The organism is Mesorhizobium sp. M0848 (genome assembly GCF_040319805.1).
GTDB lineage: Bacteria > Pseudomonadota > Alphaproteobacteria > Rhizobiales > Rhizobiaceae > Mesorhizobium.
Map to the genome: position 1 here is coordinate 45,969 of NZ_JAMYOM010000030.1, position 18,965 is coordinate 64,933.

Sequence of the window (18,965 nt, forward strand, 5' to 3'; positions counted from 1 at the left end):
GCGAGAGGCGGTTGTCAAAGCAGCCCTCTCTCCCGCAGATCGGTTGCGAACGTCGCCAGGGGCATCACCAGGGTCAAATCCGATCCTTGGAGGGGCTCGGCGCCATAACTGGCATACCACCTTGCCGCCCGCTCGCTCTTGGCATCGATGATGAGTAGGATGCCGCCGCCCTCGCCGGCAAGCCGTAGGCAGCGCAACGCCGCGGCAGCAAGCAACTGACCGCCGAGCCCTTGCCCTGCGACGGTGCGGTCGGTCGCGAGCCGTGCAAGCTTGAAACCGGAAACCTCGTGTCGCGCCAAGCCTCTCGTCATGGCTTCGGGCACGGTTTCATGGGCGACTGCAGACGGTGCGATCGTATAGAACCCAAGGATACGCTCCGAAGCCGCGTCATCAATCGCACAGAAGGTCTTGGCTGCATTCTGATCGTGGCTCTGTCGCGCGAACCGCCGCAGAAAATCGTTCATTTGCGCGTCGCCGCAATCGAAGGAAGCCCGATCGTGACGTCTCGCAATCGGTTCTTCATGCCAGGACGGAAGCGTCACAGAGTGTCCGGCAAGGCGGCGATCGCGGCCTTGAGCTTGGCGTTGGGTCTTGGCGGGTGTTCCAGTAGATCGAGGATGCGTGAGAAATCGCGACCCGACACCTTCGTCACCTCCGCTGCCTCTATTACGGCCTGCGCCTCGGGCACGACCTTGTCGAGGATAAAGTCGGCCATGTCCTTGTGCGACAGCGCTGCGGCGCGGGAGATCATCGCCTTCTGCTCAGGCGGAATGCGGATTTGGTAGCGCTCGGTCTTGTTGTCGGCTGATCTAGGCATAGGTCACTCCTCGCCGCTAATATCATGTACACATGATATGTGTACATGAAGAGATATTCAACCCGCAACGAGCAGCGCTACGAAGGACCTAGGCCTGGCAGGCGTCAAAGCTCTTCTTCAGCCGCTCGGCGTCGAGTTCACGGCCGATGAACACTAGCCGGCTCTCATGTTTCTCGCCGTCCTTCCAGGCGCGCTGGTGGTCGCCCTCGATGATCATGTGGACACCCTGGATGACATAGCGCTCGTCGTCGCCCTTGAGCGCGATGATGCCTTTCAGCCGCAGGATGTTGGGACCTTCCATCTGGGTGATCTTCTCGATCCACGGGAAGAATTTCTTCGGGTCCATCTCGCCACCGCGCAGCGACACCGACTGCACTGTCACGTCATGGATGTCGGACGCATGAGCGTGATGGTGGTGCCCGTCATGATCGTGGTGGTGGTGATCGTGACCGTCATGATCGTGGTCATGATGATCGTGATCGTCATGCGCCTCGAGGAAATGCGGGTCGTTTTCCAGTGCCCTCGACAGGTCGAAGGCCCCGCGGTCGAGCACCTCGGTCAGCGCGACGCCGGCTCGCGTCGTGCGATGGATCTTCGCCGCCGGATTGATGGCGCGGATCGTCGCCTCGACCTTGGCGAGTTCTTCTGATGTGACGAGGTCGGTCTTGTTGAGCACGACGACGTCGGCGAAGGCGATCTGGTCCTCGGCTTCCCTGGAATCCTTGAGCCGTAACGGCAGATGCTTGGCGTCGACCAGCGCCACCACCGCGTCAAGCCTGGTCTTGGAGCGCACGTCGTCGTCCATGAAGAAGGTCTGCGCCACCGGCACCGGATCGGCGAGCCCGGTGGTCTCGACCACGATGGCGTCGAAGCGGCCTGGCCGGCGCATCAGGCCCTCGACGACACGGATCAGGTCGCCGCGCACCGTGCAGCAAATGCAGCCATTGTTCATCTCGTAGATTTCCTCGTCGGATTCCACGATCAGATCATTGTCGATGCCGATTTCGCCGAATTCGTTGACGATAACGGCGTAGCGCTTGCCGTGGTTTTCCGACAGGATGCGGTTGAGCAGCGTCGTCTTGCCGGCGCCGAGATAGCCGGTGAGAACGGTTACGGGGATCTGCGTCTGTGCGTCGCTCATGGCTTGCCTCGAAAGTGCTGGGCCTCGAAAATTCGGCCTGAGAAAAAGGGAATGTCGGCTCCATATAGGGTGTGTGCCGGGCTTTTGCACGGGGCAAACCGATGGGCCAAACCGGCTTGCCGACATTGCTGAATTTTCGTTGGCGAGAGCCGATGTGACCGCCTAGATCAGGATACGAGAGGCCAATTCGAGAGGCAAGATATGTCCGGCAAGCCATCCTCCTTCTCAATGAGCCGGCGCCAGGCGCTCGGTTTGATCGCGGTCACCGCCGGCGGTGGTGCCTTCCTGCCCGCCGCCGCGATAGCAGACCAGACTTTACCCTATGCCGGACTGGCCTTGTCCGAAAACGGCGCCGGTGTCTGCACCATTACGCCTGAAGTGACCGAGGGGCCGTTCTATTTCGACCCGAAACTCGAACGTGCGGACGTCACCGAAGGCAAGAAAGGTATTGCCCTTGACGTCCGGCTGCAGGTCGTCGACGCGGCCTGCCGCGTGCTTGTCGGCGCCCGCGTCGACATCTGGCATTGCGACGCGCAAGGCGCCCATTCCGGCTATCCCAGACAGGGTGACGGCCGCGACGGCGACACGTCGGGCCAGACCTTCCTGCGTGGTTGGAAGAAGACCGATGCAAGCGGCATCGTTTCCTTCGCCACCATCTATCCCGGCTGGTATCGCGGCCGCACCACCCATATCCATTTCAAGATCTTCCCTAACGACAGTTCGGTGATGACCGGACAGTTGTTCTTCCCCGACAGCCTCAGCGAGCAGATATTCACCACAGTCGCGCCCTACAATGACCGGCCCGGCAAGCGCGACACCTCGAATGCCGCGGACGGCATCGCCAGGCGGGCCGGACCGCAATCGCAGGCTGCGCTGCGCGAACTGGAGGATGCCTATCAGGCGCTGATGATCGTGGCGGTGAAGCCCGGCTGAGCGGCGGTCACTCCACCACCCTGCTCGCGACGAAAACTCCGGCTGGGAATTCGTTTGTCATCTAACTGAAATAAACATCTGGCATTAGCCACGGCGGACACCACAATGCTTGCCGGCAAAGCTGTTTGAAGCACCGGAATCTTTTTGATCGTCGATTGCCAACCGGCCGGCTGCCTCTATGCTGCCCGCACCGGTACGGCCGAAGAGGGAAGACCATGGCCAAGGCGGACAAGACTGCGACAATGAGCCGGCTGCATTCGGCGGCAAGGCTGGCAAGAACGGCGCTGGCGGCGCGGCTTCTGGCGCACGGCTTCTATGCCGGCCAGGACCAGATCATGCTGTCGCTCGACCGTGAGGACGGCCAGACGCCTGGCAATCTGGCCGGACGCCTCGGCGTGCGCCCGCCGACCATCACCAAGACTATCAACCGGCTGCAGGCGCAGGGTTTTCTGGAGAAGCGCGCTTCGTCGGCCGATGCCCGTCAGGCGCATATCTTCCTCACCGACACCGGTCGCGACATCATCCACGCCATCGAGAAATCGGTGAAGAAGACCGAAAAGCAGGCGCTGAAGGGCCTCGACAAGAAGGACCAGAAGTCGCTGTTCAAACTGCTTGCCCGCATCGAGGCCAACCTCTCGAACGAGGAACTGGTGCTCATCGACGACGACGCCGAGTCGGACGACTGACCGGCAGATTGTCGCGGCAGGCGATCAAGCCGCCGCGGCAGAGCCCTGGATCAGCGACGACCAGCGTCCCGGTGTCATGCCGAATGCCTTCTTGAATTGCCTGATAAAATGGCTCTGGTCGCTGAAGCCGGCTTCGACTGCGATCTGTGCCAACGGTTCGCCGGCGGCGATCATCCGCCGCGCGCGCTGAAGCCGGCGCATCACCAGGAAGCGATGCGGACTGGTCGAGAAAGCGGCGCGGAAGTGCCGCGACAAGGCATAGCGGTCGAGCCCGGTTACCGCTTCCAGTTCACCGGAGCGCACCGGCCGGGTCAGGTTTTCCGTAAGATAGTCGCGTGCTAGCGCAGCCGCCCGCCACGCCGTCCTGGTCATCGGCTTCGCCGACTGGCCGCCATGCCGGATCAGGCTTTGCATCAGTTGCGTCAGGAAGTCGTCGACGAACAACTCGTCGAGTTCCTGCTCCAGCGGACCCAGCGCCGAAAGCAGCGTTGCGCAAAAGGCGGCGTCCGTCACCACGCCATCCCTGACAAAAGGCAGCGAAGCGCCGCCAAGGCAGCCGAGCATCAGCGACGGCTCCAGATAGAGCATTCGGTAGCGCAGGCCGTCCTCGGTGCCGGCGCCGCCGTCATGCAACTCGTCGGGATGCAGAACGATGATCTGTCCCGGAAGGCTGTGGCGCGCAGCGCCGAGATAGCGAAACGTCTGCACACCGTGCAGCGTCACCCCGATCGCATAGGTGTCGTGGCGATGCAGGTCGAACGCGCTGCCATGGAAGCGCGCCTCGATCCGCTCCATGCCTGCGGGATCGGGGGCGGAGATGATACGGTTTTCCGCCGCATCGACGCACAAACGTCCAAGACCCTTGAAAGCCTGGCTGTCTAGATCGTGCGACATCGTCTCCTTCAGCCTCGCATTGGGGCACAACCGAATGGCCAATGTCTCATGTTCGATACGAAATTTGCAATCGTGCTCGGGGAAGATCTGCCGGTCTGGCAGAAACTCAACGTCACCGCTTTCCTGACCAGCGGCATCGTCGCGCAGTTTCCCGATATCATCGGTGAACCCTATCGCGACCGCGCCGGCAATCTCTACAACCCGCTGTCGATCCAGCCGGTCATCGTTTTGTCCGCCGACCAGGCAACGTTGGGCGCCATCCACCGGCGCACGCTGGAGCGCGGCGTGACGACCTCGCTCTATGTCGAGGAGATGTTTTCGACCGGCTTTGACGCGGCCAACCGCGCCGTCTTCGCCGAATTCGCGCCTGAAGACGCCAAGGTGGTCGGGATCGCGCTTCGCGCCGACAAGAAGCTGGTCGACAAGATCACCAAGGGCGCCCGCATGCACGCCTAGCCAAGGCACTACGCCTGCCGCGGCTCTTGTTGTGCCAGCAGGCTTTCATGTCGCGGCTGGCGACAATTGGCTTGCCGGGAGCCGGCAATTCCCGCAAAGGTGGGCTCCAGCCCAGCTTCCCACCCGGCCTGCAAGTGAGTGCTCCCCAAAGATATGTAGAAAGCGCAACGCCCCCGGTGGCGATCCTGTGCATGCTTTCCACCTATGTCTGCTTCACCTTCCTCGACACATCAAGCAAATACCTCGTCCTTGCCGGCGTTTCCGTGCTGGTCGTTGCCTGGGTGCGCTTTGCCGTGCATGTGGTGCTGGTCGGCGCGCTGCTGCGCGGCTGGCGCGAACCGGTGCGGTTTCGTCCGGTCAACCTGCCGGCGCATATCTTGCGTGGCGCGTTCCTGTTCGGATCGACCATATTCAATGTCCTGGCGCTCAAATCCCTGCAACTGGCCGAGACAACCTCGATCTATTTCTTCGGGCCGATGGTGATCACGGCACTGGCCGGTCCGCTGCTTGGCGAGTGGGCCGGCTGGCGGCGCTGGCTGGCGATCCTGGCGGCCTTTGCCGGCGTCCTCATCATCACCCGGCCGGGCGTCGGCGTTTTCGGCATCGGACATCTCTTCGCGCTCGGCTCGATGCTGTCGAACTGCTTCTACGTCATCATGACGCGCCGCATGTCGGCGACCGAGACATCGGAGAGCCTCATCCTGTTTTCGGCGCTGGCGCCGGCGCTGCTGCTGTTGCCCCTGCTGCCGTTTTCGTTTTCCCTGCCGCATGATGGCTGGCACTGGTTCGTGCTGCTGATGCTCGGCGTGTTCGGCGGCGTCGGTCACTGGCTGCTGGTCCAGGCCTACCGGCTGGCGACAACCACGGCTTTGGCGCCCTATCCCTATTCGCAGATGGTGTGGATGATCATTTCCGGCTGGATCGTCTTCAAGCAGTTTCCCGACCGCTGGACATTGGTCGGCGCCGCCATCATCGTCGCCAGCGGTCTCTACATCGTCCATCGCGAGCATAGGCTTCGGCTGCGGAGCCGCGCGGCCTCGGATGTCGAGGCCGAAGCGTTGGCAAAAAAACTTTGATTTGCCCCCGATCGGTGGCATAACGCCGCCTTTAAACAGTTTAGGTCTGGAAGTTCAGGTCCGGGGAGCACACGTCGCTGGCACAAAAAATCAAGCTTTCGACGATCGCGGATGCGCTCGGCGTGTCCACGGCCACGGTCTCGCTGGCGCTGCGCGACAGCCCTCTGGTTGCCGGGACCACCCGTGACCGCATCAAGGAACATGCCCGCGCCATCGGCTATATCTACAACCGACGCGCCGCCAGCCTGCGCACCTCGCGTTCCGGCATTGTCGGCGTCGTCGTCCACGACATCATGAACCCATTCTTCGCCGAGATCCTGCGCTCGATCGAAAGCGAGCTCGACCGCAGCCGGCAGACCTTCATCCTGTCCAATCATTATGATCAGCTCGAAAAGCAGCGCACCTTTATCGATACGCTTTTGCAGCTCGGCGCCGACGGCGTCATCATGTCGCCGGCGATAGGCACTCCGGCTTCCGACATCCTGATGGCCGAGGAGAACGGCCTCCCCGCTGTACTGATCGCGCGCACCGTCGAGGGTGCCGACGTGCCGGTGTTTCGCGGCGACGACTCTTACGGGACAGGTCTCGCCACCAACCACCTGATCTCGCTCGGCCACAAGCGCATCGCCATGATCGGCGGCACCGACCAGACCTCGACCGGCCGTGACCGCTACCAGGGCTATGTCAATGCGATGGAGGCGGCCGGGCTGGAAGTCAGGTCGTCATGGCGCATCGCCGGGCCGCGCACCAAGCAGGCCGGCTTCGAGGCCGCCGGACAGTTCCTGGCGCTGAAGGACAGGCCGACGGCTGCCTGCTGCTGGAACGACCTTGTCGCCATCGGCCTCATGAACGGCATTGCCCGTGCCGGCCTTGTGCCCGGCGTCGACATCTCCGTTACCGGCTATGATGACCTTGAGGAAGCGGCGATCGCGACGCCGGCGCTGACCACTGTCTGGAACGGCCAGCGCGAGGTTGGCCGCCGCGCCGCCAGCGCGCTGCTCGACAAGCTCAACGGCCAGACGGTGCGGCCCTCGCAGGAATTGATCAAGCCGGAACTGCATGTGCGTCAGTCGACCGGCAAGCCGGTGGAGCGTGTATGACCAAGGCCGAACAGCTGCAATCCGTCGCCATCCTGGTGCCGGGCGATTTCAACGACCATGCGGTCGACCGCATCAACCGCACGTTCAGGCGTGTCAGAATCGAACGCGCCGATCCGGCGCTCGTCACCGACGAGATGCGCAGTGATGTGCGCGGCATCGCTTCGTTTGCCGGCATCGACGCGGCGATGATGGATGCATTGCCCAACCTCGAGCTCATCGCCTCCTTTGGCGTCGGCTATGATTCGGTCGATGTCGGCCATGCCCGAGCGAAGAACATCATGGTTACCAACACGCCCGACGTGTTGACCGAGGAGGTCGCCGATACCACGATCGGGCTGTTGATCAACACCATCCGCGACCTGCCGCGCGCCGAAACCTGGCTGCGCGACGGCAGCTGGGTGCGCAACGGCAACTATCCGCTGAGCCGGCTGACCTTGCGCGGGCGCAGTGTGGGTATTTTCGGCATGGGCCGCATTGGGCAGGCCATCGCCCGGCGTCTGGAAGCTTTTGGCTTGCCGGTCGCCTACCACAACCGGCGCCGTGTCGAAGGTCTTCCATACCAGTACCATGCGACCCTGCAAGGACTTGCCGAAGCCGTCGATACGCTGATTTCGGTCGTGCCGGGGGGCGACTCGACGGAGAAGGCGGTCAATGCCGAGATCCTGTCGGCGCTTGGCGCCAACGGCGTCTTCGTCAACATCGGTCGCGGCAGCACGGTTGACGAGGCGGCGCTTGCGGCAGCCCTTGTCACCGGCACCATCGCCGCCGCCGGCCTCGACGTCTTTGCCTACGAACCGAACGTGCCCAAGGCGCTGCTCGATGCGCCCAACACCTCGCTACTGCCGCATGTCGGCTCGGCCTCGGACCATACCCGCCGCGCCATGGCGGATCTCTGCGTCGACAATCTGGTCTCCTGGTTCACCGAGCGCCGTCCGCTGACCCCGGTGCCCGAGACGGCGGAAGTCAAGGCGCGAGCTTGAGGCTGCCTCACTTATTAACGTCAGCTTAACCCTTTGGAATCATTCTTCAACCTATCCGTGTACGTGGATGAAGAATGATGAAAGCACTTTCCGTATTGATCGCTGCCGCAGCGCTGTTTGGCGGCGTTCAGCTGTTTCATCTAGGCAGCGGGGAAAGCGTGGCCAACGAGGCCACGCCGTCCAACAGCTACAGGCTGGTCGCCAATGGCGATGAGGCGGCCTGTGCAGTCAGCCGCGGGGCCGAAATTTCGGACGGCTTGTCGCTGCTCACCGTTGCTCCGAAATGCCGTCGGCTCTTGCCGGGCATAGAGCAGGCGAAGTTCTGGCGCGAGCAAAACGACGGCACGGTCGCCTTCAGCGTCAACGGTTTCGATCCGATCGTCACCTTCGCGGCTGCCGACGGCGACGGCTACGAATCCTATGCCCCGGCGCTGCCGCTGCTGTCGCTGGCGGTCACCGGCGATCCGAAATCGGGCGACTGATTATTCCGCTGCGGCCCGCGCGCCAGCCTTCGCTGCGGCGTGCAGGCGAACCGCATCGCCGAAGGCCCGGAATATTTTCACCGAGTTGCTGTCCGACTTGACCCAATATTCCGGGTGCCATTGCACGCCGACGGCGAAGGCGCGGGAGTCGCGCACCGAAACCGCCTCGACCGTGCCATCGCTGGCGACCGCCTCGATCTGCAGCTTCGAGCCGAGCCGGTCGATCGCCTGGCGGTGCAACGAATTGACCTTGATGTCGCCGGCACCGAACACGCCGGCCAGGCAGCTGCCTGGCTTGATCGAAATGGTCTGGTGGATGGCGAAGCGTTCGTCCTGTTTGTCGCTCACCGGCGCGCGGTGGTCGAGCGAACCCTCTCGCTCCTGGATCTCGGTGCCCAGCGTGCCGCCGAGCGCCACGTTCAATTCCTGGATGCCGCGGCAGATGGCGAGCAGCGGCACGCCGCGCTCGATCGCCCGGCGGATCAGCGGCAGCGTCGTGGCGTCGCGCGCCGGGTCATAGGGGCCATTGGCTTCGCTGGCGTCGCCGCCATAGAGCGAAGGATGCACATTGGATTTCGAGCCGGTAACCATGACGCCGTCGACTGACGACAGGAGCTCGTCGAAGTCGAGCCGGTCGCCGAACGATGGCACCAGCAGCGGGAACACGCCAGCGCCGGTGATCGCCGCTTCCAGATATTGCTGCGGGGCGGCATGCCAGGTGTAGTTGTCGAACTGACGGACGTCGGTCGATATGGCGACGAGCGGCTGGTGCATTTTGGCTCTGTGTTCCATTTGGGCAAGGGATGTCCTGCCTCTAAAATAGGCGATCCCTGGGTATTTTTCCATGCCAAGTTTCAGCGTGTCGCATGGGCCACGAAACATCTCGTTAGACTATAGTTGCAGGGCCGCGCGGCTTCGCCATCGAATCGGGCCAGCGTGCTGGACTCGACCTTTTGCCTGTGTATTGTTTTCCCCCAACCGACACGGGAACGAGGTATCCCGAACGTCGGTCTGTTGATCCAAAAGGGAGGAACTTCATGGATCGTCGTTCATTCATTCGTAAGGCCGGTGTCACCGGCGTCGGTGCCGCAGCGGCAGCGGCCACGCTGGCGGCGCCTGCAATAGCGCAGTCCAATCCCAAGGTGACGTGGCGGCTGGCGTCGTCCTTCCCGAAGTCGCTCGACACCATCTATGGCGGCGCCGAGGTGTTTTCCAAGATGCTGTCGGAAGCCACTGATGGCAATTTCCAGATCCAGGTCTTCGCCGCCGGCGAGCTGGTGCCGGGCCTGCAGGCCGCCGACGCCACCACGGCCGGCACGGTCGAAGCCTGCCACACGGTGGCATATTATTACTGGGGCAAGGACCCGACATGGGCGCTCGGTGCGGCCGTTCCCTTCTCGCTCAACGCGCGCGGCATGAATGCCTGGCACTACCATGGCGGCGGCATCGACCTGTTCAACGAGTTCCTCGCCACGCAGGGCCTTTTCGGCCTGCCTGGCGGCAACACCGGCGTGCAGATGGGCGGCTGGTTCCGCAAGGAAATCAACACGGTGGCCGACCTTTCCGGCCTCAAGATGCGCATCGGCGGTTTTGCCGGTAAAGTGGTGCAGAAGCTCGGCGTCGTGCCGCAGCAGATCGCCGGCGGCGATATCTATCCGGCGCTGGAAAAAGGCACCATCGACGCCGCCGAATGGGTCGGCCCCTATGACGACGAGAAGCTCGGCTTCTACAAGGTCGCGCCCTATTACTACTATCCCGGCTGGTGGGAAGGCGGCCCGACCGTCCACCTGATGTTCAACAAGGCGAAATACGACGAGCTTTCGCCGGCTTACAAGTCGCTGCTGCGCACCGCGGCACAAGCGGCCGACGCCAACATGCTGCAGAAATACGATTATCTGAACCCTGCAGCGGTGAAGCGGCTGGTGGCTGGCGGCGCGAAACTGCGCCCGTTCAGCCAGGAGATCATGGCCGCCTGTTTCGAAAAGGCCAACGAGGTCTATGCCGAAATGGAAGCCTCCAACGCCCCGTTCAAGAAGATCTGGGAATCGATCAAGGGCTTCCGCAAGGAGCATTATCTCTGGGCGCAGGTGGCCGAATACAATTACGACACCTTCATGATGGTGCAGCAGCGCAACGGGAAGCTGTAATCAGCCCATCGCATTGACGCAAAAGACCCCGGGCCTGCTCGCCCGGGGTCTTTCTTTTCAGGCCGGCGAGGAACTGACCTCGACCAGTATTCCGCCCGGCGCGTGGCAATAGAAGCTCGTCGAACTGACGCCGCCGCGCGTCAATTTTTGAAACTCACATCATCGATAGTCGCGAAATGTAGCCGAGAATATAGTTGGCAAATGTCTACCGGTTAGCTCATTCTCACCAACCAAAAATAGCTCTACCGCGATAGTTGATCGAAGGGGGTGGATTATGTCAGATCAAACGCCTGGACTTAGGAAATCATTTGTCGGCGACGAATCGACCGATGAGGTGTTTGGATGGCTAGATCAGGCACTTGATGACAACGCTCAACGACTTCCGATCGGAATCCGCATGAGCAACAGCCTGTTCAAGATGGCCGGCAAGCCGGATGAGTACCGCGGCGTGAAAATTGCGATGGACCCCGACCTCTATCCAGATGCAACCGTCAGCATTGTGTTCGAATAAGTGACAGATCGTGGGCATCTTCCGTTGGCCTCAGTTTTCTCCTATGTTTTGGACATGCAAATACATGCTTGGCGAAAAAGTATCTGCCTTGCGCTTATGCTTTCTGCCACGCCAGCGAATTCGCAAAACATCGTGGCCTTCATCACCGGCAACGATTTGAACGATTTTTGTATGCAGTCACCGATCCAAGTTTTCGGATACCTTGAGGGTCTGGTGGACGGAGAGGTTTTTGAGCCTCAGCATTATTGCCTTCCTGAAGGTGTTCAAATCCGGCAATTGAAGGAAGTCACTTGCCGGTTCTTACAAGATCATCCCGAGAGCCGACAACAGCCCGCTCCTAGCCTTGTCAGAATGTCTTTCCGAGCAGCTTGGCCGTGCCCATGAGAGCGGGAATCCATGCCATGATTTACGCTCTCCAATTTGCTGCCTTTAGGAGAGCGTTTTGAATATCGAGGCTATGAGCAGCCGACCGATCGCCGAGTGGACACTTTCCGATTTCGAGGCTGTAGCTACGTCCAACGTTCCCGAATCGCTAAAACTGGAATTCAAATCCGACTTTGAGCTAGGAACTCAAGAAAAGTGGCGTGCTCGGCAGGATCAAATCTCATCCAAAAGCAGAGACGCTTTGGCCGAGGAACTGGTCGCTTTTGCAAATGCCTTTGGCGGCGTTTTGCTGCTTGGAGTTCGCGAGAAGAAGCTAACTGACGGCGTCGCGGTCTCAGCCGGTGTGGGTGATCCCATCCCGTCGGTCGCCGAATGCGCCGAACGGTTAGAGAGCAGCCTTCGAGCTGTAATCGACCCTCCACTAGCAATGCTGGAAGTGCGAGCGATAAAAACGAACGAAGACGGCGCCGGATTCATTGTGATTAAGGTTCCGCAATCGCTCTCCGCGCCGCATGGCGTAGGGCGGCCAGCAAGGGCATTCGTCAGACGTGGAGCGTCTTGTGAACCGATGACGATGCGCGACCTGCAGCACGTGTTCTGGGAAGCTCGAACTTCGATCGATCGAGTCAACCGCACCTTTGATCGTCAACGCAAGCAATTTGAGCAGGTGATCGAGCGGCGGTTTGTCCACTCTTCGTATCCGCCACATGTCTTCTTTCGATTTACGGTAGTGCCGGCGCTGAGCTTCCAAATTTCCCACCTGCCGTCAGTGGTTGGGCGTAGAGAATTTCAAGTTGCGGATGTGCCATTCCTCAGCAGTCAGCCGACGATGCTGACATTTCCTTCGCCACGTTGGAGACCTATTGCCGGGGCCATCAAAGCCGCCGACCAGGACGACGACGGGCGATTGAGGGAAATCACAATATGGACCGACGGCACAATGGAGCTATCGGGGATGCATGTTTCAAATGGTGACAAGACGAAGCACTACCCAGGTTGGTACGCTGTCGGCGCCATTTGGTCTTTGTATAATTCGTGGCGTCTGCGAAGACATTTAGGTCGAGTGGAAGTGCCGCTTCTGATGGAATGCGAGCTTCGGGCGTCCAAGGATGGGCAAGTCATCTTCAGCAATGGAGATGCATTCGGCGAAACCGTAGCTGCCTCGAGGTTCACGGCGTTGACCGATCGACTCGAACTGGGCGTAGATTCGACGTTCGATGACATTGCCCAACTGTTTGCCGAGCAAATTGGATGGGCATGTGGAATAGACGTCGATTTTTCAAAACTTCGACTGGGCCCCAATCTTCTGTTCGATAGTTGGCGCTATCGAAAGTCGGTTTCCAAGCCTGCGCGCAAGGCTAGGCGACGGCCCAGCGCGGCACTACCAGCACCTTGATCTCGCCGGGCGCCGGCGGATTGGCGATCACCGCTGCCGCGTCTTCGAGCGGCACCTGCCTGGAGATCAGCCTGTCGATCTCGATCGCACCGGAAGCGATGAGTTCGGCGGCGCGGCGATGGGTGTAGGGATTGAGGAAGGAACCGAGCACCTTCAGTTCCCGGAACAGCAGGTCGAAGGGCTCGAATTCCGCTTTCATGCCTTGCGGCGTCACGCCGACAATGACGACCGTGCCGCCGGCCCGGGCCAGCCGCATCGACTGCTCGACGGTCTCTCGCACGCCGGCGCATTCGAACACCACGTCGGCTCCGCCCGGCACCAGGCCGGCTGACCCGGCGATGGCTTCGATGACATCGGTGGCGGTCGGATCGACCGAAGCCGTGGCGCCGAGATCCTCGGCGAGCGCGCGCCGCGAGGCTTGCCTGGTCGACAGGATGATGGTCGTGGCCCCGGCCAGTCTTGCCAGTTGCACGGTGAGCAGGCCGATCACGCCGCCGCCCAGCACCACAACCGTGGAGCCAGGGCTGATCTGTCCGAGGTCGATCGCGTGCAGACAACAGCCCAGCGGCTCGCAGAAGGCGCCATGTGTCGGCTTCAGATCGGCAGGCAGGACAAAAGCCTGCTTCTGCGGCAAGGCAAGATAGTCGGCAAAGCCGCCATCGCGATGAATGCCGATGGCGCGCAAATTGCTGCACAGGTTGACGCGTCCCGCGTGACAGTGCGCGCAACGCCCGCAGGCGATGTTGGGGTCGCCGGTCACGCGATCGCCGACGGCAAAGCCCGATACGGATTTGCCGATCGCCTCGACGATGCCGGAAAACTCATGGCCGGGCGTCACCGGCGGTGTGCACGGAAATTCACCGTGAAACAGATGCCGGTCCGTGCCGCAGACGCCGCAGGCTTCGATCCGCACCAGAAGCTCGTCCGGCCCGATGTCAGGCTTGTCGACGTCACGCAGTGCGATGCTGCCCACCGCTTCCAGCCGAACCGCTTTCATCATCGTCGCCATGGCCGTCTCAGTTGAAGCTTGGCGGCTGCGACAGGTCGGGTTGCGGTGCTGCCGGTTTGGCCGGCGGCGCGTCGCCCAAGCTCGGCGGCTGCGACAGATCGGGAGCGGCCGGCGCCGTGCCACCGCCGGTAGGCGCTGCGCCATCTGCCGGTGGAGTGCCGAGTGGCGACAGGCCGGGCACCTCCGGCACCTTGTAGTCGATCGTGCCGGGATCCACGACGGTGCCCTTGTAGTGCATCACCATTTGCGGGAAGGCGATGGTCAGTCCGATCATGATCACCTGGATACAGACGAAGGGCACCGCCCCCCAATAGATCTGCCCTGTGGTCACCGGCGCGATCTGTTTGCCGGTGAGGCGGTCGAGATAGGGCACGCGGGCGGCGACCGAGCGCAGGTAGAACAGCGCGAAGCCGAAGGGCGGATGCATGAAGCTGGTCTGCATGTTGACGCCCAGAAGTACGCCGAACCAGATCAGATCGATGCCGAGCTTGTCGGCGGCCGGTGCCAACAGCGGCACGATGATGAAGGCGAGCTCGAAGAAGTCGAGAAAGAAGGCGAGGAAGAAGACGAGCATGTTGACGCCGATCAGGAAGCCGACCTCGCCGCCCGGCAGCGACGTCAAAAGGTGCTCGACCCAGATATGGCCGTTGACGCCGTAAAAGGTCAGTGAGAACACCCGTGCGCCGATCAGGATGAACAGCACGAAGGACGACAGCCTTGTCGTCGAGGCCAGCGCCTGCTTGACGACGTCAAGCGACAAGCGCCCCTTGGCCGCCGCCATGAACAAGGCGCCGACCGAGCCCATGGCGCCGCCTTCCGTCGGCGTGGCGATGCCCAGGAAGATGGTGCCCAGCACCAGAAAGATCAGCGCCAGTGGCGGGATCAGCACGATGATCACCTGCTGCGCGAGCCTGGACATCATGTTGAAGTTCAGGCGTTTGTCGGCAATGGCGACGATGTAGATGAACAGCACTCCGGCCGTCGCGCCGAGAATGTCGGCATTGTCGCCATGCGCCGGCGCCAGATAACGATACGCCGCGTAGGAAACCGCTGATGTGACCAGCAAAGCCACCAGCAGCGACATCACGCCATGGCCGAGTGTACGAGCCTCGAGCGGCAGCGCCGGCATCGAGTTCGGCCGGATGATCGACATGATCAGGATGTAGGACATATAGAGGCCGGTGAGCACGAGGCCCGGGATCAACGCGCCCGCGTACATATCGCCGACCGAGCGGCCGAGCTGGTCGGCAAGCACGATCAGCACCAGCGACGGCGGGATGATCTGGGCAAGCGTGCCGGAGGCAGCGATGACACCGGATGCGAGCCGGCGGTCATAGCCATAGCGCAGCATGATCGGCAGCGAGATCAGGCCCATGGCGATGACGGAAGCCGCCACCACGCCGGTGGTCGCCGCCAAGAGCGCGCCGACGAAGATCACCGCATAGGCGAGGCCGCCTCGGATGGGCCCGAACAGCTGGCCGATCGTGTCGAGCAGGTCTTCGGCCATACCCGACCGCTCGAGCACGATGCCCATGAAGGTAAAGAACGGGATGGCCAGCAGCGTGTCGTTCGACATCACCCGGCTGCCGTAGAAATTATCCGGCAATGCGTGCAGGAGCGGCCAGGCGAGGTTGATCGATCCTCCGGAATAGGGGGATAGCAGCACGCCGATGAAGAAGAACATCAAGCCGTTGGCGGCCAGCGAAAAGGCGACGGGGTAGCCGATCAGCAGGAAGATGATCAGCGAGGCGAACATGATCGGCGCCATGTTCTGCGCGATGAACTCCATCACGAGCGCACCTCGTCGGCCAGCGCCTTGGCTTCGAGTTCGGCCTGCTCATGCACCGATATGAAGGGATTGGGGTCGTCCATGTCTCCGCGCATGATGGCGATCTTCTTGATGATTTCGGAGATGCCCTGCAGCGCGAGCAGGAAAAAACCGATGAGCAGGATGGCCTTGGCCGGCCAGATGATCAGCCCGCCGGAATTGTTGGACATCTCGCCGCTGCGAAACGACAGCGACACATAGGGCACGAAATAGATCACCATCAGCGTCACGAACGGCATCAGGAAGAAGAGATGCCCGAGCAGGTCGATCCAGTGCTGTACGCGGCGTGAAAACAGGCCGTAGACGATGTCGATGCGGATATGTTCGTTCTGCTTCAGCGTATAGGCGGCGGCTAACATGAAGGCGGCGCCGAACAGGTACCATTGCAGCTCGAGCCAGGCGTTCGAGGATATGTCGAACACCTTGCGGATAATGGCGTTGGCGGCGCTCACCAGGATCGCCAGCAGGATCAGCCACGATATCCATTTGCCGATGAATTCGTTGGCGCGATCAATAGTCCTGGATAGAGCAAGAAGCCCTGCCATGCATTTCCTCCCTTGTACCGGAGGCGTGCCGGCTCCCCCCTTTTTTGTCCGTCACGCCGCGTGGTCCAACGGTATGCCGCGCGTGGACTGACGGGTCAACAAGCATAGAGGCAGCAAATATCATCGCATGGCAGACAGTGCCCGATACCGGCGATCTGCCCTCGCGTCATGCAACCAAAGTCTGACCTTTTCAGGCGATTTTGCCGGTGTCGCGGCCGGCGCCGATCAGGATCAGCGTCGTGACCAGGAACAGATACATCCACGCGTCGCGCCACTCGACCGGGAAATAGCCGGCCCACAGCGATTCGGCCATACCGAAGGCGGCCGCGCCGAGTGCTGCGCGCGGTGGCGAGAGATAGCCGCCGACCGCCGTCACGAACAGGATCTTCAACCCGTAGACGAGGCCCGAGCCGAAGCTGACATTGCCGTAATAGAGCCCGGCCATGACACCGGCCAGCGCGGCGCAGAAGCCGCCGAACAGCACCGCATGCCGAAACACCGCGCGCACGTCGACGCCGCACATCGCGGCTGCCTTGGGGTCGTCGGAGACGGCGCGCCAGCGCCGTCCGAAGCTCGACCGGGCAAAAGCCCGGCTGGCCAGCGCGATTGCCGCCACCACCACGGCGCAGTCGATGATCTGGATGAGCGTCAGCGTTGCCTTGAAGGTCGCGCCCTGCGCGAAAACGATGGGCTGCGCCAGCATCGGCGGGAGCCACAGATCATGCGTGTCGGCGGCGATGCGGCTCGCTTCGGACAGCAGCAGCAGGATGCCGAGCGTCGTCACCACGATCGCATTGGGTGTACGGTCGGCCAACGGTTCGAAGACGCTGCGTGACAGCACGTGGCTGATCAGCGCGGCATAAAGGAACGCGGCGACGACGCCGAGCGCCATCGCCGCCAGCAGCGTCAGCCACAGCACCTGATAGCCGAAGGCCGCGGTCAGGATCATCGTCTGGCCGCAAAAGGCGAACAATGCGCCATAGGCGAGATTGGTGCGGTGCAGGATGCCGTTGGTCAGCACATAACCAAAGGCGAGCAGCGCATAAAGCGCGCCCGAGTGCAGCCCGTTCAACACCTGCTGGAAGAAATAGAGCATGCAAAACCTCGAAGCATGCCGCCAAAAGTGCGAAGCGGTCTTGGCCAACGACATGCTCAAAAGGCTGCGGAGACCGCCGCATCCCGGAGTGAGGTTGCATCGCTGAATATAACTTGTCAAATACGATTTATCGGTTAGATTTTTGGCATGACAGTATCGTGGACCCCGCACCGCTTCACCGGCGGCTTGCTTGCGCTCGACACGGCGAACACCGTCGTGCTGCGCGGCGATCGGGAGCGGACGTTCGATCGCTTCGACGATCCGGCCGAGATTGCCCGCTTCGCCGATGCGGCGAGCCGCTTTCGCGCCGCCGAACTTGGCGAAAGGCCGTTGGCGGTATCCTCGGCGGTGGCGATCGCGCCCGTCGTGCTGTCGATCCGCGAGGCGACCGACCGGCTGTTCCGTGGAGCGGCGTCGAAGGGCGCGGTTGCCACCACTGATCTGCCCGGATTCCTGAGAGCCTGCGCCGATGGCCTTGCCGGCAGCCGGACCGAGATCGGTGCGCCGGGGAGGCCGTTCGGTGATCCCCTGACGCCGATCGCCTTCGAGGCGGCACTGGCGGTTTCGGCGCTGTCGCTTCTGCGCGACGACACCGTCGCGAGGCTCAGGATCTGTCCCAACTGCACCTGGCTGTTCGTCGACAGAAGCCGCAATTCCAGCCGCCTTTGGTGCGACATGGCGGTGTGCGGCAACAGGCAGAAGGCAAGCCGTCACTATCGTCGCCGTCGCATGGCGGAAAATGAGGTCAGGAATGCGTAGCGGCCTTTCCCGTTCGATCCTTGTCGGCGCGGCACTCATCGCGGCCGTTGCGCTCGGCGCCTGCCGCGATACCGGCAGCGACGAAGGGAAGCTGTTCGAGATTTCCGGCAAGATATTCGTCTTCAACTACCGCCTCGCAAGGGCGACCTATGTCGTGACCCTGCGGCCGCTGAAGCCGATGGGAGAGGGCCAGGTCGCGGTCGCCAGCTTCCAGGATCCCGCCGGCGGCGTGCCTCTGGTGGTCGAGCAGAAGGTCTGGCCGAAGCTCGACAAGGTGACGCTGGAGAGCCCGGCACTGACCTGCGTCGTCAAGAACAAGCCCTATGCGATTGCCATCAGCATCAAGGGCGCCGACGGCGCGGTCCTGCAGAAGATCGATACCACGCTGATGTCGACGGAAGACCAGTCGATCCTGCCCGACCGGCCGCTGGTCATCGATCAGCTCTACACCGCCAACCCCGATCTCGTCGGCCATCCCGACGGCAAGCTGCCGGGCGAACCGAAGCCGGATTGCTCGAAGGGCGGCTGACGCGTCGCGGCCATCCGGGCCGCAGCTGAAATTTTCGTGCGCCGGGCAATGTCCGCGGATCGTTTCATACCCTATTCAGGATGGCCGCGGACTGTTCGTTGCGCGTTGCCTGGCATCTGCGATTTTGTTTGACCTGCCTTGCAAGGGGAGAAAGGATGCGTCATCCGACCCCGACGTTGGCTGCCTGCCCCGCGTG

22 protein-coding genes are annotated in these 18,965 nt (G+C 62.0%); 13 read left to right on the plus strand and 9 right to left on the minus strand.

Annotated elements, in window-relative coordinates; all coding sequences use genetic code 11:
- Positions 1-14: 14 nt before the first annotated feature.
- From NKH95_RS28150 to NKH95_RS28160, 3 genes are all read right to left on the minus strand, one after another.
- Entirely contained in the window at positions 15-542 is a 528-nt protein-coding gene (locus tag NKH95_RS28150; protein ID WP_352442658.1) for a GNAT family N-acetyltransferase, read from the minus strand.
- A complete protein-coding gene (locus NKH95_RS28155) occupies positions 539-817 on the minus strand; it encodes a type II toxin-antitoxin system TacA family antitoxin (RefSeq protein ID WP_023813613.1) in 279 nt (92 codons plus the stop codon). The genes NKH95_RS28150 and NKH95_RS28155 overlap by 4 nt, the downstream gene beginning before the upstream one ends.
- Positions 818-905: 88 nt before the next feature.
- Positions 906-1,958 (minus strand): CobW family GTP-binding protein, encoded by a 1,053-nt coding sequence (locus NKH95_RS28160; protein WP_023813612.1) that lies wholly within the window; start codon positions 1,956-1,958, stop codon positions 906-908.
- Positions 1,959-2,159: 201 nt separating this feature from the next.
- Between NKH95_RS28160 and NKH95_RS28165 the strand changes: the two genes are divergently transcribed.
- Positions 2,160-2,891, plus strand: a complete 732-nt coding sequence (locus tag NKH95_RS28165) for an intradiol ring-cleavage dioxygenase (RefSeq protein ID WP_352893917.1) — start codon at positions 2,160-2,162, stop codon at positions 2,889-2,891.
- Between the two features lie 215 nt (positions 2,892-3,106).
- Positions 3,107-3,577 (plus strand): MarR family winged helix-turn-helix transcriptional regulator, encoded by a 471-nt coding sequence (locus tag NKH95_RS28170; RefSeq protein ID WP_127289750.1) that lies wholly within the window; start codon positions 3,107-3,109, stop codon positions 3,575-3,577.
- A gap of 24 nt (positions 3,578-3,601) precedes the next feature.
- Here NKH95_RS28170 and NKH95_RS28175 read toward each other — a convergent pair whose 3' ends face one another.
- Positions 3,602-4,471 (minus strand): AraC family transcriptional regulator, encoded by an 870-nt coding sequence (locus NKH95_RS28175; RefSeq protein ID WP_352893919.1) that lies wholly within the window; start codon positions 4,469-4,471, stop codon positions 3,602-3,604.
- Positions 4,472-4,519: 48 nt separating this feature from the next.
- Between NKH95_RS28175 and NKH95_RS28180 the strand changes: the two genes are divergently transcribed.
- The 5 genes from NKH95_RS28180 to NKH95_RS28200 all read left to right on the plus strand — a co-directional run bounded on the left by NKH95_RS28180 (position 4,520) and on the right by NKH95_RS28200 (position 8,565).
- A complete protein-coding gene (locus tag NKH95_RS28180; protein ID WP_023813609.1) occupies positions 4,520-4,927 on the plus strand; it encodes a DUF2000 family protein in 408 nt (135 codons plus the stop codon).
- 191 nt (positions 4,928-5,118) lie between these two features.
- A complete protein-coding gene (locus NKH95_RS28185) occupies positions 5,119-6,003 on the plus strand; it encodes a DMT family transporter (protein WP_032909476.1) in 885 nt (294 codons plus the stop codon).
- A gap of 77 nt (positions 6,004-6,080) precedes the next feature.
- Positions 6,081-7,103, plus strand: coding sequence for a LacI family DNA-binding transcriptional regulator (locus NKH95_RS28190; RefSeq protein WP_352673202.1), 1,023 nt, complete (start codon positions 6,081-6,083; stop codon positions 7,101-7,103).
- A complete protein-coding gene (locus tag NKH95_RS28195; RefSeq protein ID WP_352794631.1) occupies positions 7,100-8,083 on the plus strand; it encodes a 2-hydroxyacid dehydrogenase in 984 nt (327 codons plus the stop codon). The genes NKH95_RS28190 and NKH95_RS28195 overlap by 4 nt, the downstream gene beginning before the upstream one ends.
- Positions 8,084-8,160: 77 nt before the next feature.
- Complete coding sequence (locus tag NKH95_RS28200; protein ID WP_352893929.1) at positions 8,161-8,565, plus strand: hypothetical protein; 405 nt, start codon at positions 8,161-8,163, stop codon at positions 8,563-8,565.
- Here the strand turns inward: NKH95_RS28200 and NKH95_RS28205 are convergent, their stop codons facing one another.
- Entirely contained in the window at positions 8,566-9,339 is a 774-nt protein-coding gene (locus NKH95_RS28205; protein WP_126067369.1) for a gamma-glutamyl-gamma-aminobutyrate hydrolase family protein, read from the minus strand.
- 263 nt (positions 9,340-9,602) lie between these two features.
- On the opposite strand from NKH95_RS28205, the gene NKH95_RS28210 reads away from it, so the two are divergent.
- The 4 genes from NKH95_RS28210 (at position 9,603) to NKH95_RS28225 (ending at position 13,003) form a co-directional block, all read left to right on the plus strand.
- A complete protein-coding gene (locus tag NKH95_RS28210; RefSeq protein ID WP_136621867.1) occupies positions 9,603-10,712 on the plus strand; it encodes a TRAP transporter substrate-binding protein in 1,110 nt (369 codons plus the stop codon).
- 274 nt (positions 10,713-10,986) lie between these two features.
- Positions 10,987-11,223, plus strand: coding sequence for a hypothetical protein (locus NKH95_RS28215; RefSeq protein ID WP_352794626.1), 237 nt, complete (start codon positions 10,987-10,989; stop codon positions 11,221-11,223).
- A gap of 96 nt (positions 11,224-11,319) precedes the next feature.
- Positions 11,320-11,607 carry a Rap1a/Tai family immunity protein gene (locus NKH95_RS28220; protein ID WP_352893930.1) on the plus strand — a complete coding sequence of 96 codons (288 nt, stop codon included), beginning with the start codon at positions 11,320-11,322 and terminating at the stop codon, positions 11,605-11,607.
- 58 nt (positions 11,608-11,665) lie between these two features.
- Positions 11,666-13,003, plus strand: a complete 1,338-nt coding sequence (locus NKH95_RS28225) for an AlbA family DNA-binding domain-containing protein (RefSeq protein WP_352893922.1) — start codon at positions 11,666-11,668, stop codon at positions 13,001-13,003.
- Here NKH95_RS28225 and NKH95_RS28230 read toward each other — a convergent pair.
- The 4 genes from NKH95_RS28230 to NKH95_RS28245 form a co-directional block, all read right to left on the minus strand.
- Complete coding sequence (locus NKH95_RS28230; RefSeq protein ID WP_352794652.1) at positions 12,966-14,000, minus strand: zinc-dependent alcohol dehydrogenase family protein; 1,035 nt, start codon at positions 13,998-14,000, stop codon at positions 12,966-12,968. The two genes, NKH95_RS28225 and NKH95_RS28230, sit on opposite strands and share 38 nt — an antisense overlap.
- A 19-nt stretch (positions 14,001-14,019) precedes the next feature.
- Positions 14,020-15,801, minus strand: a complete 1,782-nt coding sequence (locus tag NKH95_RS28235; RefSeq protein WP_502895372.1) for a TRAP transporter large permease — start codon at positions 15,799-15,801, stop codon at positions 14,020-14,022.
- Positions 15,801-16,385: a TRAP transporter small permease subunit gene (locus tag NKH95_RS28240; protein ID WP_127412900.1), complete on the minus strand. Its 585-nt coding sequence runs from the start codon at positions 16,383-16,385 to the stop codon at positions 15,801-15,803. Before NKH95_RS28240 ends, NKH95_RS28235 begins: the two co-directional genes overlap by 1 nt.
- 190 nt (positions 16,386-16,575) lie before the next feature.
- Entirely contained in the window at positions 16,576-17,481 is a 906-nt protein-coding gene (locus tag NKH95_RS28245) for a branched-chain amino acid ABC transporter permease (protein ID WP_352893925.1), read from the minus strand.
- 147 nt (positions 17,482-17,628) lie between these two features.
- On the opposite strand from NKH95_RS28245, the gene NKH95_RS28250 reads away from it, so the two are divergent.
- Complete coding sequence (locus tag NKH95_RS28250; protein ID WP_352794621.1) at positions 17,629-18,240, plus strand: CGNR zinc finger domain-containing protein; 612 nt, start codon at positions 17,629-17,631, stop codon at positions 18,238-18,240.
- Positions 18,233-18,769 carry a hypothetical protein gene (locus NKH95_RS28255; RefSeq protein ID WP_352611591.1) on the plus strand — a complete coding sequence of 179 codons (537 nt, stop codon included), beginning with the start codon at positions 18,233-18,235 and terminating at the stop codon, positions 18,767-18,769. Before NKH95_RS28250 ends, NKH95_RS28255 begins: the two co-directional genes overlap by 8 nt.
- The last annotated feature ends 196 nt before the right edge of the window (positions 18,770-18,965 follow it).

Bases quoted from the DNA above. Each gene is read 5' to 3' on its own strand.
- NKH95_RS28155 (WP_023813613.1), bottom strand. From the start codon at position 817: ATGCCTAGATCAGCCGACAACAAGACCGAGCGCTACCAAATCCGCATT.
- NKH95_RS28160 (WP_023813612.1), bottom strand. From the start codon at position 1,958: ATGAGCGACGCACAGACGCAGATCCCCGTAACCGTTCTCACCGGCTAT.
- NKH95_RS28165 (WP_352893917.1), top strand. From the start codon at position 2,160: ATGTCCGGCAAGCCATCCTCCTTCTCAATGAGCCGGCGCCAGGCGCTC.
- NKH95_RS28170 (WP_127289750.1), top strand. From the start codon at position 3,107: ATGGCCAAGGCGGACAAGACTGCGACAATGAGCCGGCTGCATTCGGCG.
- NKH95_RS28175 (WP_352893919.1), bottom strand. From the start codon at position 4,471: ATGTCGCACGATCTAGACAGCCAGGCTTTCAAGGGTCTTGGACGTTTG.
- NKH95_RS28180 (WP_023813609.1), top strand. From the start codon at position 4,520: ATGTTCGATACGAAATTTGCAATCGTGCTCGGGGAAGATCTGCCGGTC.
- NKH95_RS28185 (WP_032909476.1), top strand. From the start codon at position 5,119: ATGCTTTCCACCTATGTCTGCTTCACCTTCCTCGACACATCAAGCAAA.
- NKH95_RS28195 (WP_352794631.1), top strand. From the start codon at position 7,100: ATGACCAAGGCCGAACAGCTGCAATCCGTCGCCATCCTGGTGCCGGGC.
- NKH95_RS28200 (WP_352893929.1), top strand. From the start codon at position 8,161: ATGAAAGCACTTTCCGTATTGATCGCTGCCGCAGCGCTGTTTGGCGGC.
- NKH95_RS28205 (WP_126067369.1), bottom strand. From the start codon at position 9,339: ATGCACCAGCCGCTCGTCGCCATATCGACCGACGTCCGTCAGTTCGAC.
- NKH95_RS28210 (WP_136621867.1), top strand. From the start codon at position 9,603: ATGGATCGTCGTTCATTCATTCGTAAGGCCGGTGTCACCGGCGTCGGT.
- NKH95_RS28215 (WP_352794626.1), top strand. From the start codon at position 10,987: ATGTCAGATCAAACGCCTGGACTTAGGAAATCATTTGTCGGCGACGAA.
- NKH95_RS28220 (WP_352893930.1), top strand. From the start codon at position 11,320: ATGCTTTCTGCCACGCCAGCGAATTCGCAAAACATCGTGGCCTTCATC.
- NKH95_RS28230 (WP_352794652.1), bottom strand. From the start codon at position 14,000: ATGAAAGCGGTTCGGCTGGAAGCGGTGGGCAGCATCGCACTGCGTGAC.
- NKH95_RS28235 (WP_502895372.1), bottom strand. From the start codon at position 15,801: ATGGAGTTCATCGCGCAGAACATGGCGCCGATCATGTTCGCCTCGCTG.
- NKH95_RS28240 (WP_127412900.1), bottom strand. From the start codon at position 16,385: ATGGCAGGGCTTCTTGCTCTATCCAGGACTATTGATCGCGCCAACGAA.
- NKH95_RS28245 (WP_352893925.1), bottom strand. From the start codon at position 17,481: ATGCTCTATTTCTTCCAGCAGGTGTTGAACGGGCTGCACTCGGGCGCG.
- NKH95_RS28250 (WP_352794621.1), top strand. From the start codon at position 17,629: ATGACAGTATCGTGGACCCCGCACCGCTTCACCGGCGGCTTGCTTGCG.
- NKH95_RS28255 (WP_352611591.1), top strand. From the start codon at position 18,233: ATGCGTAGCGGCCTTTCCCGTTCGATCCTTGTCGGCGCGGCACTCATC.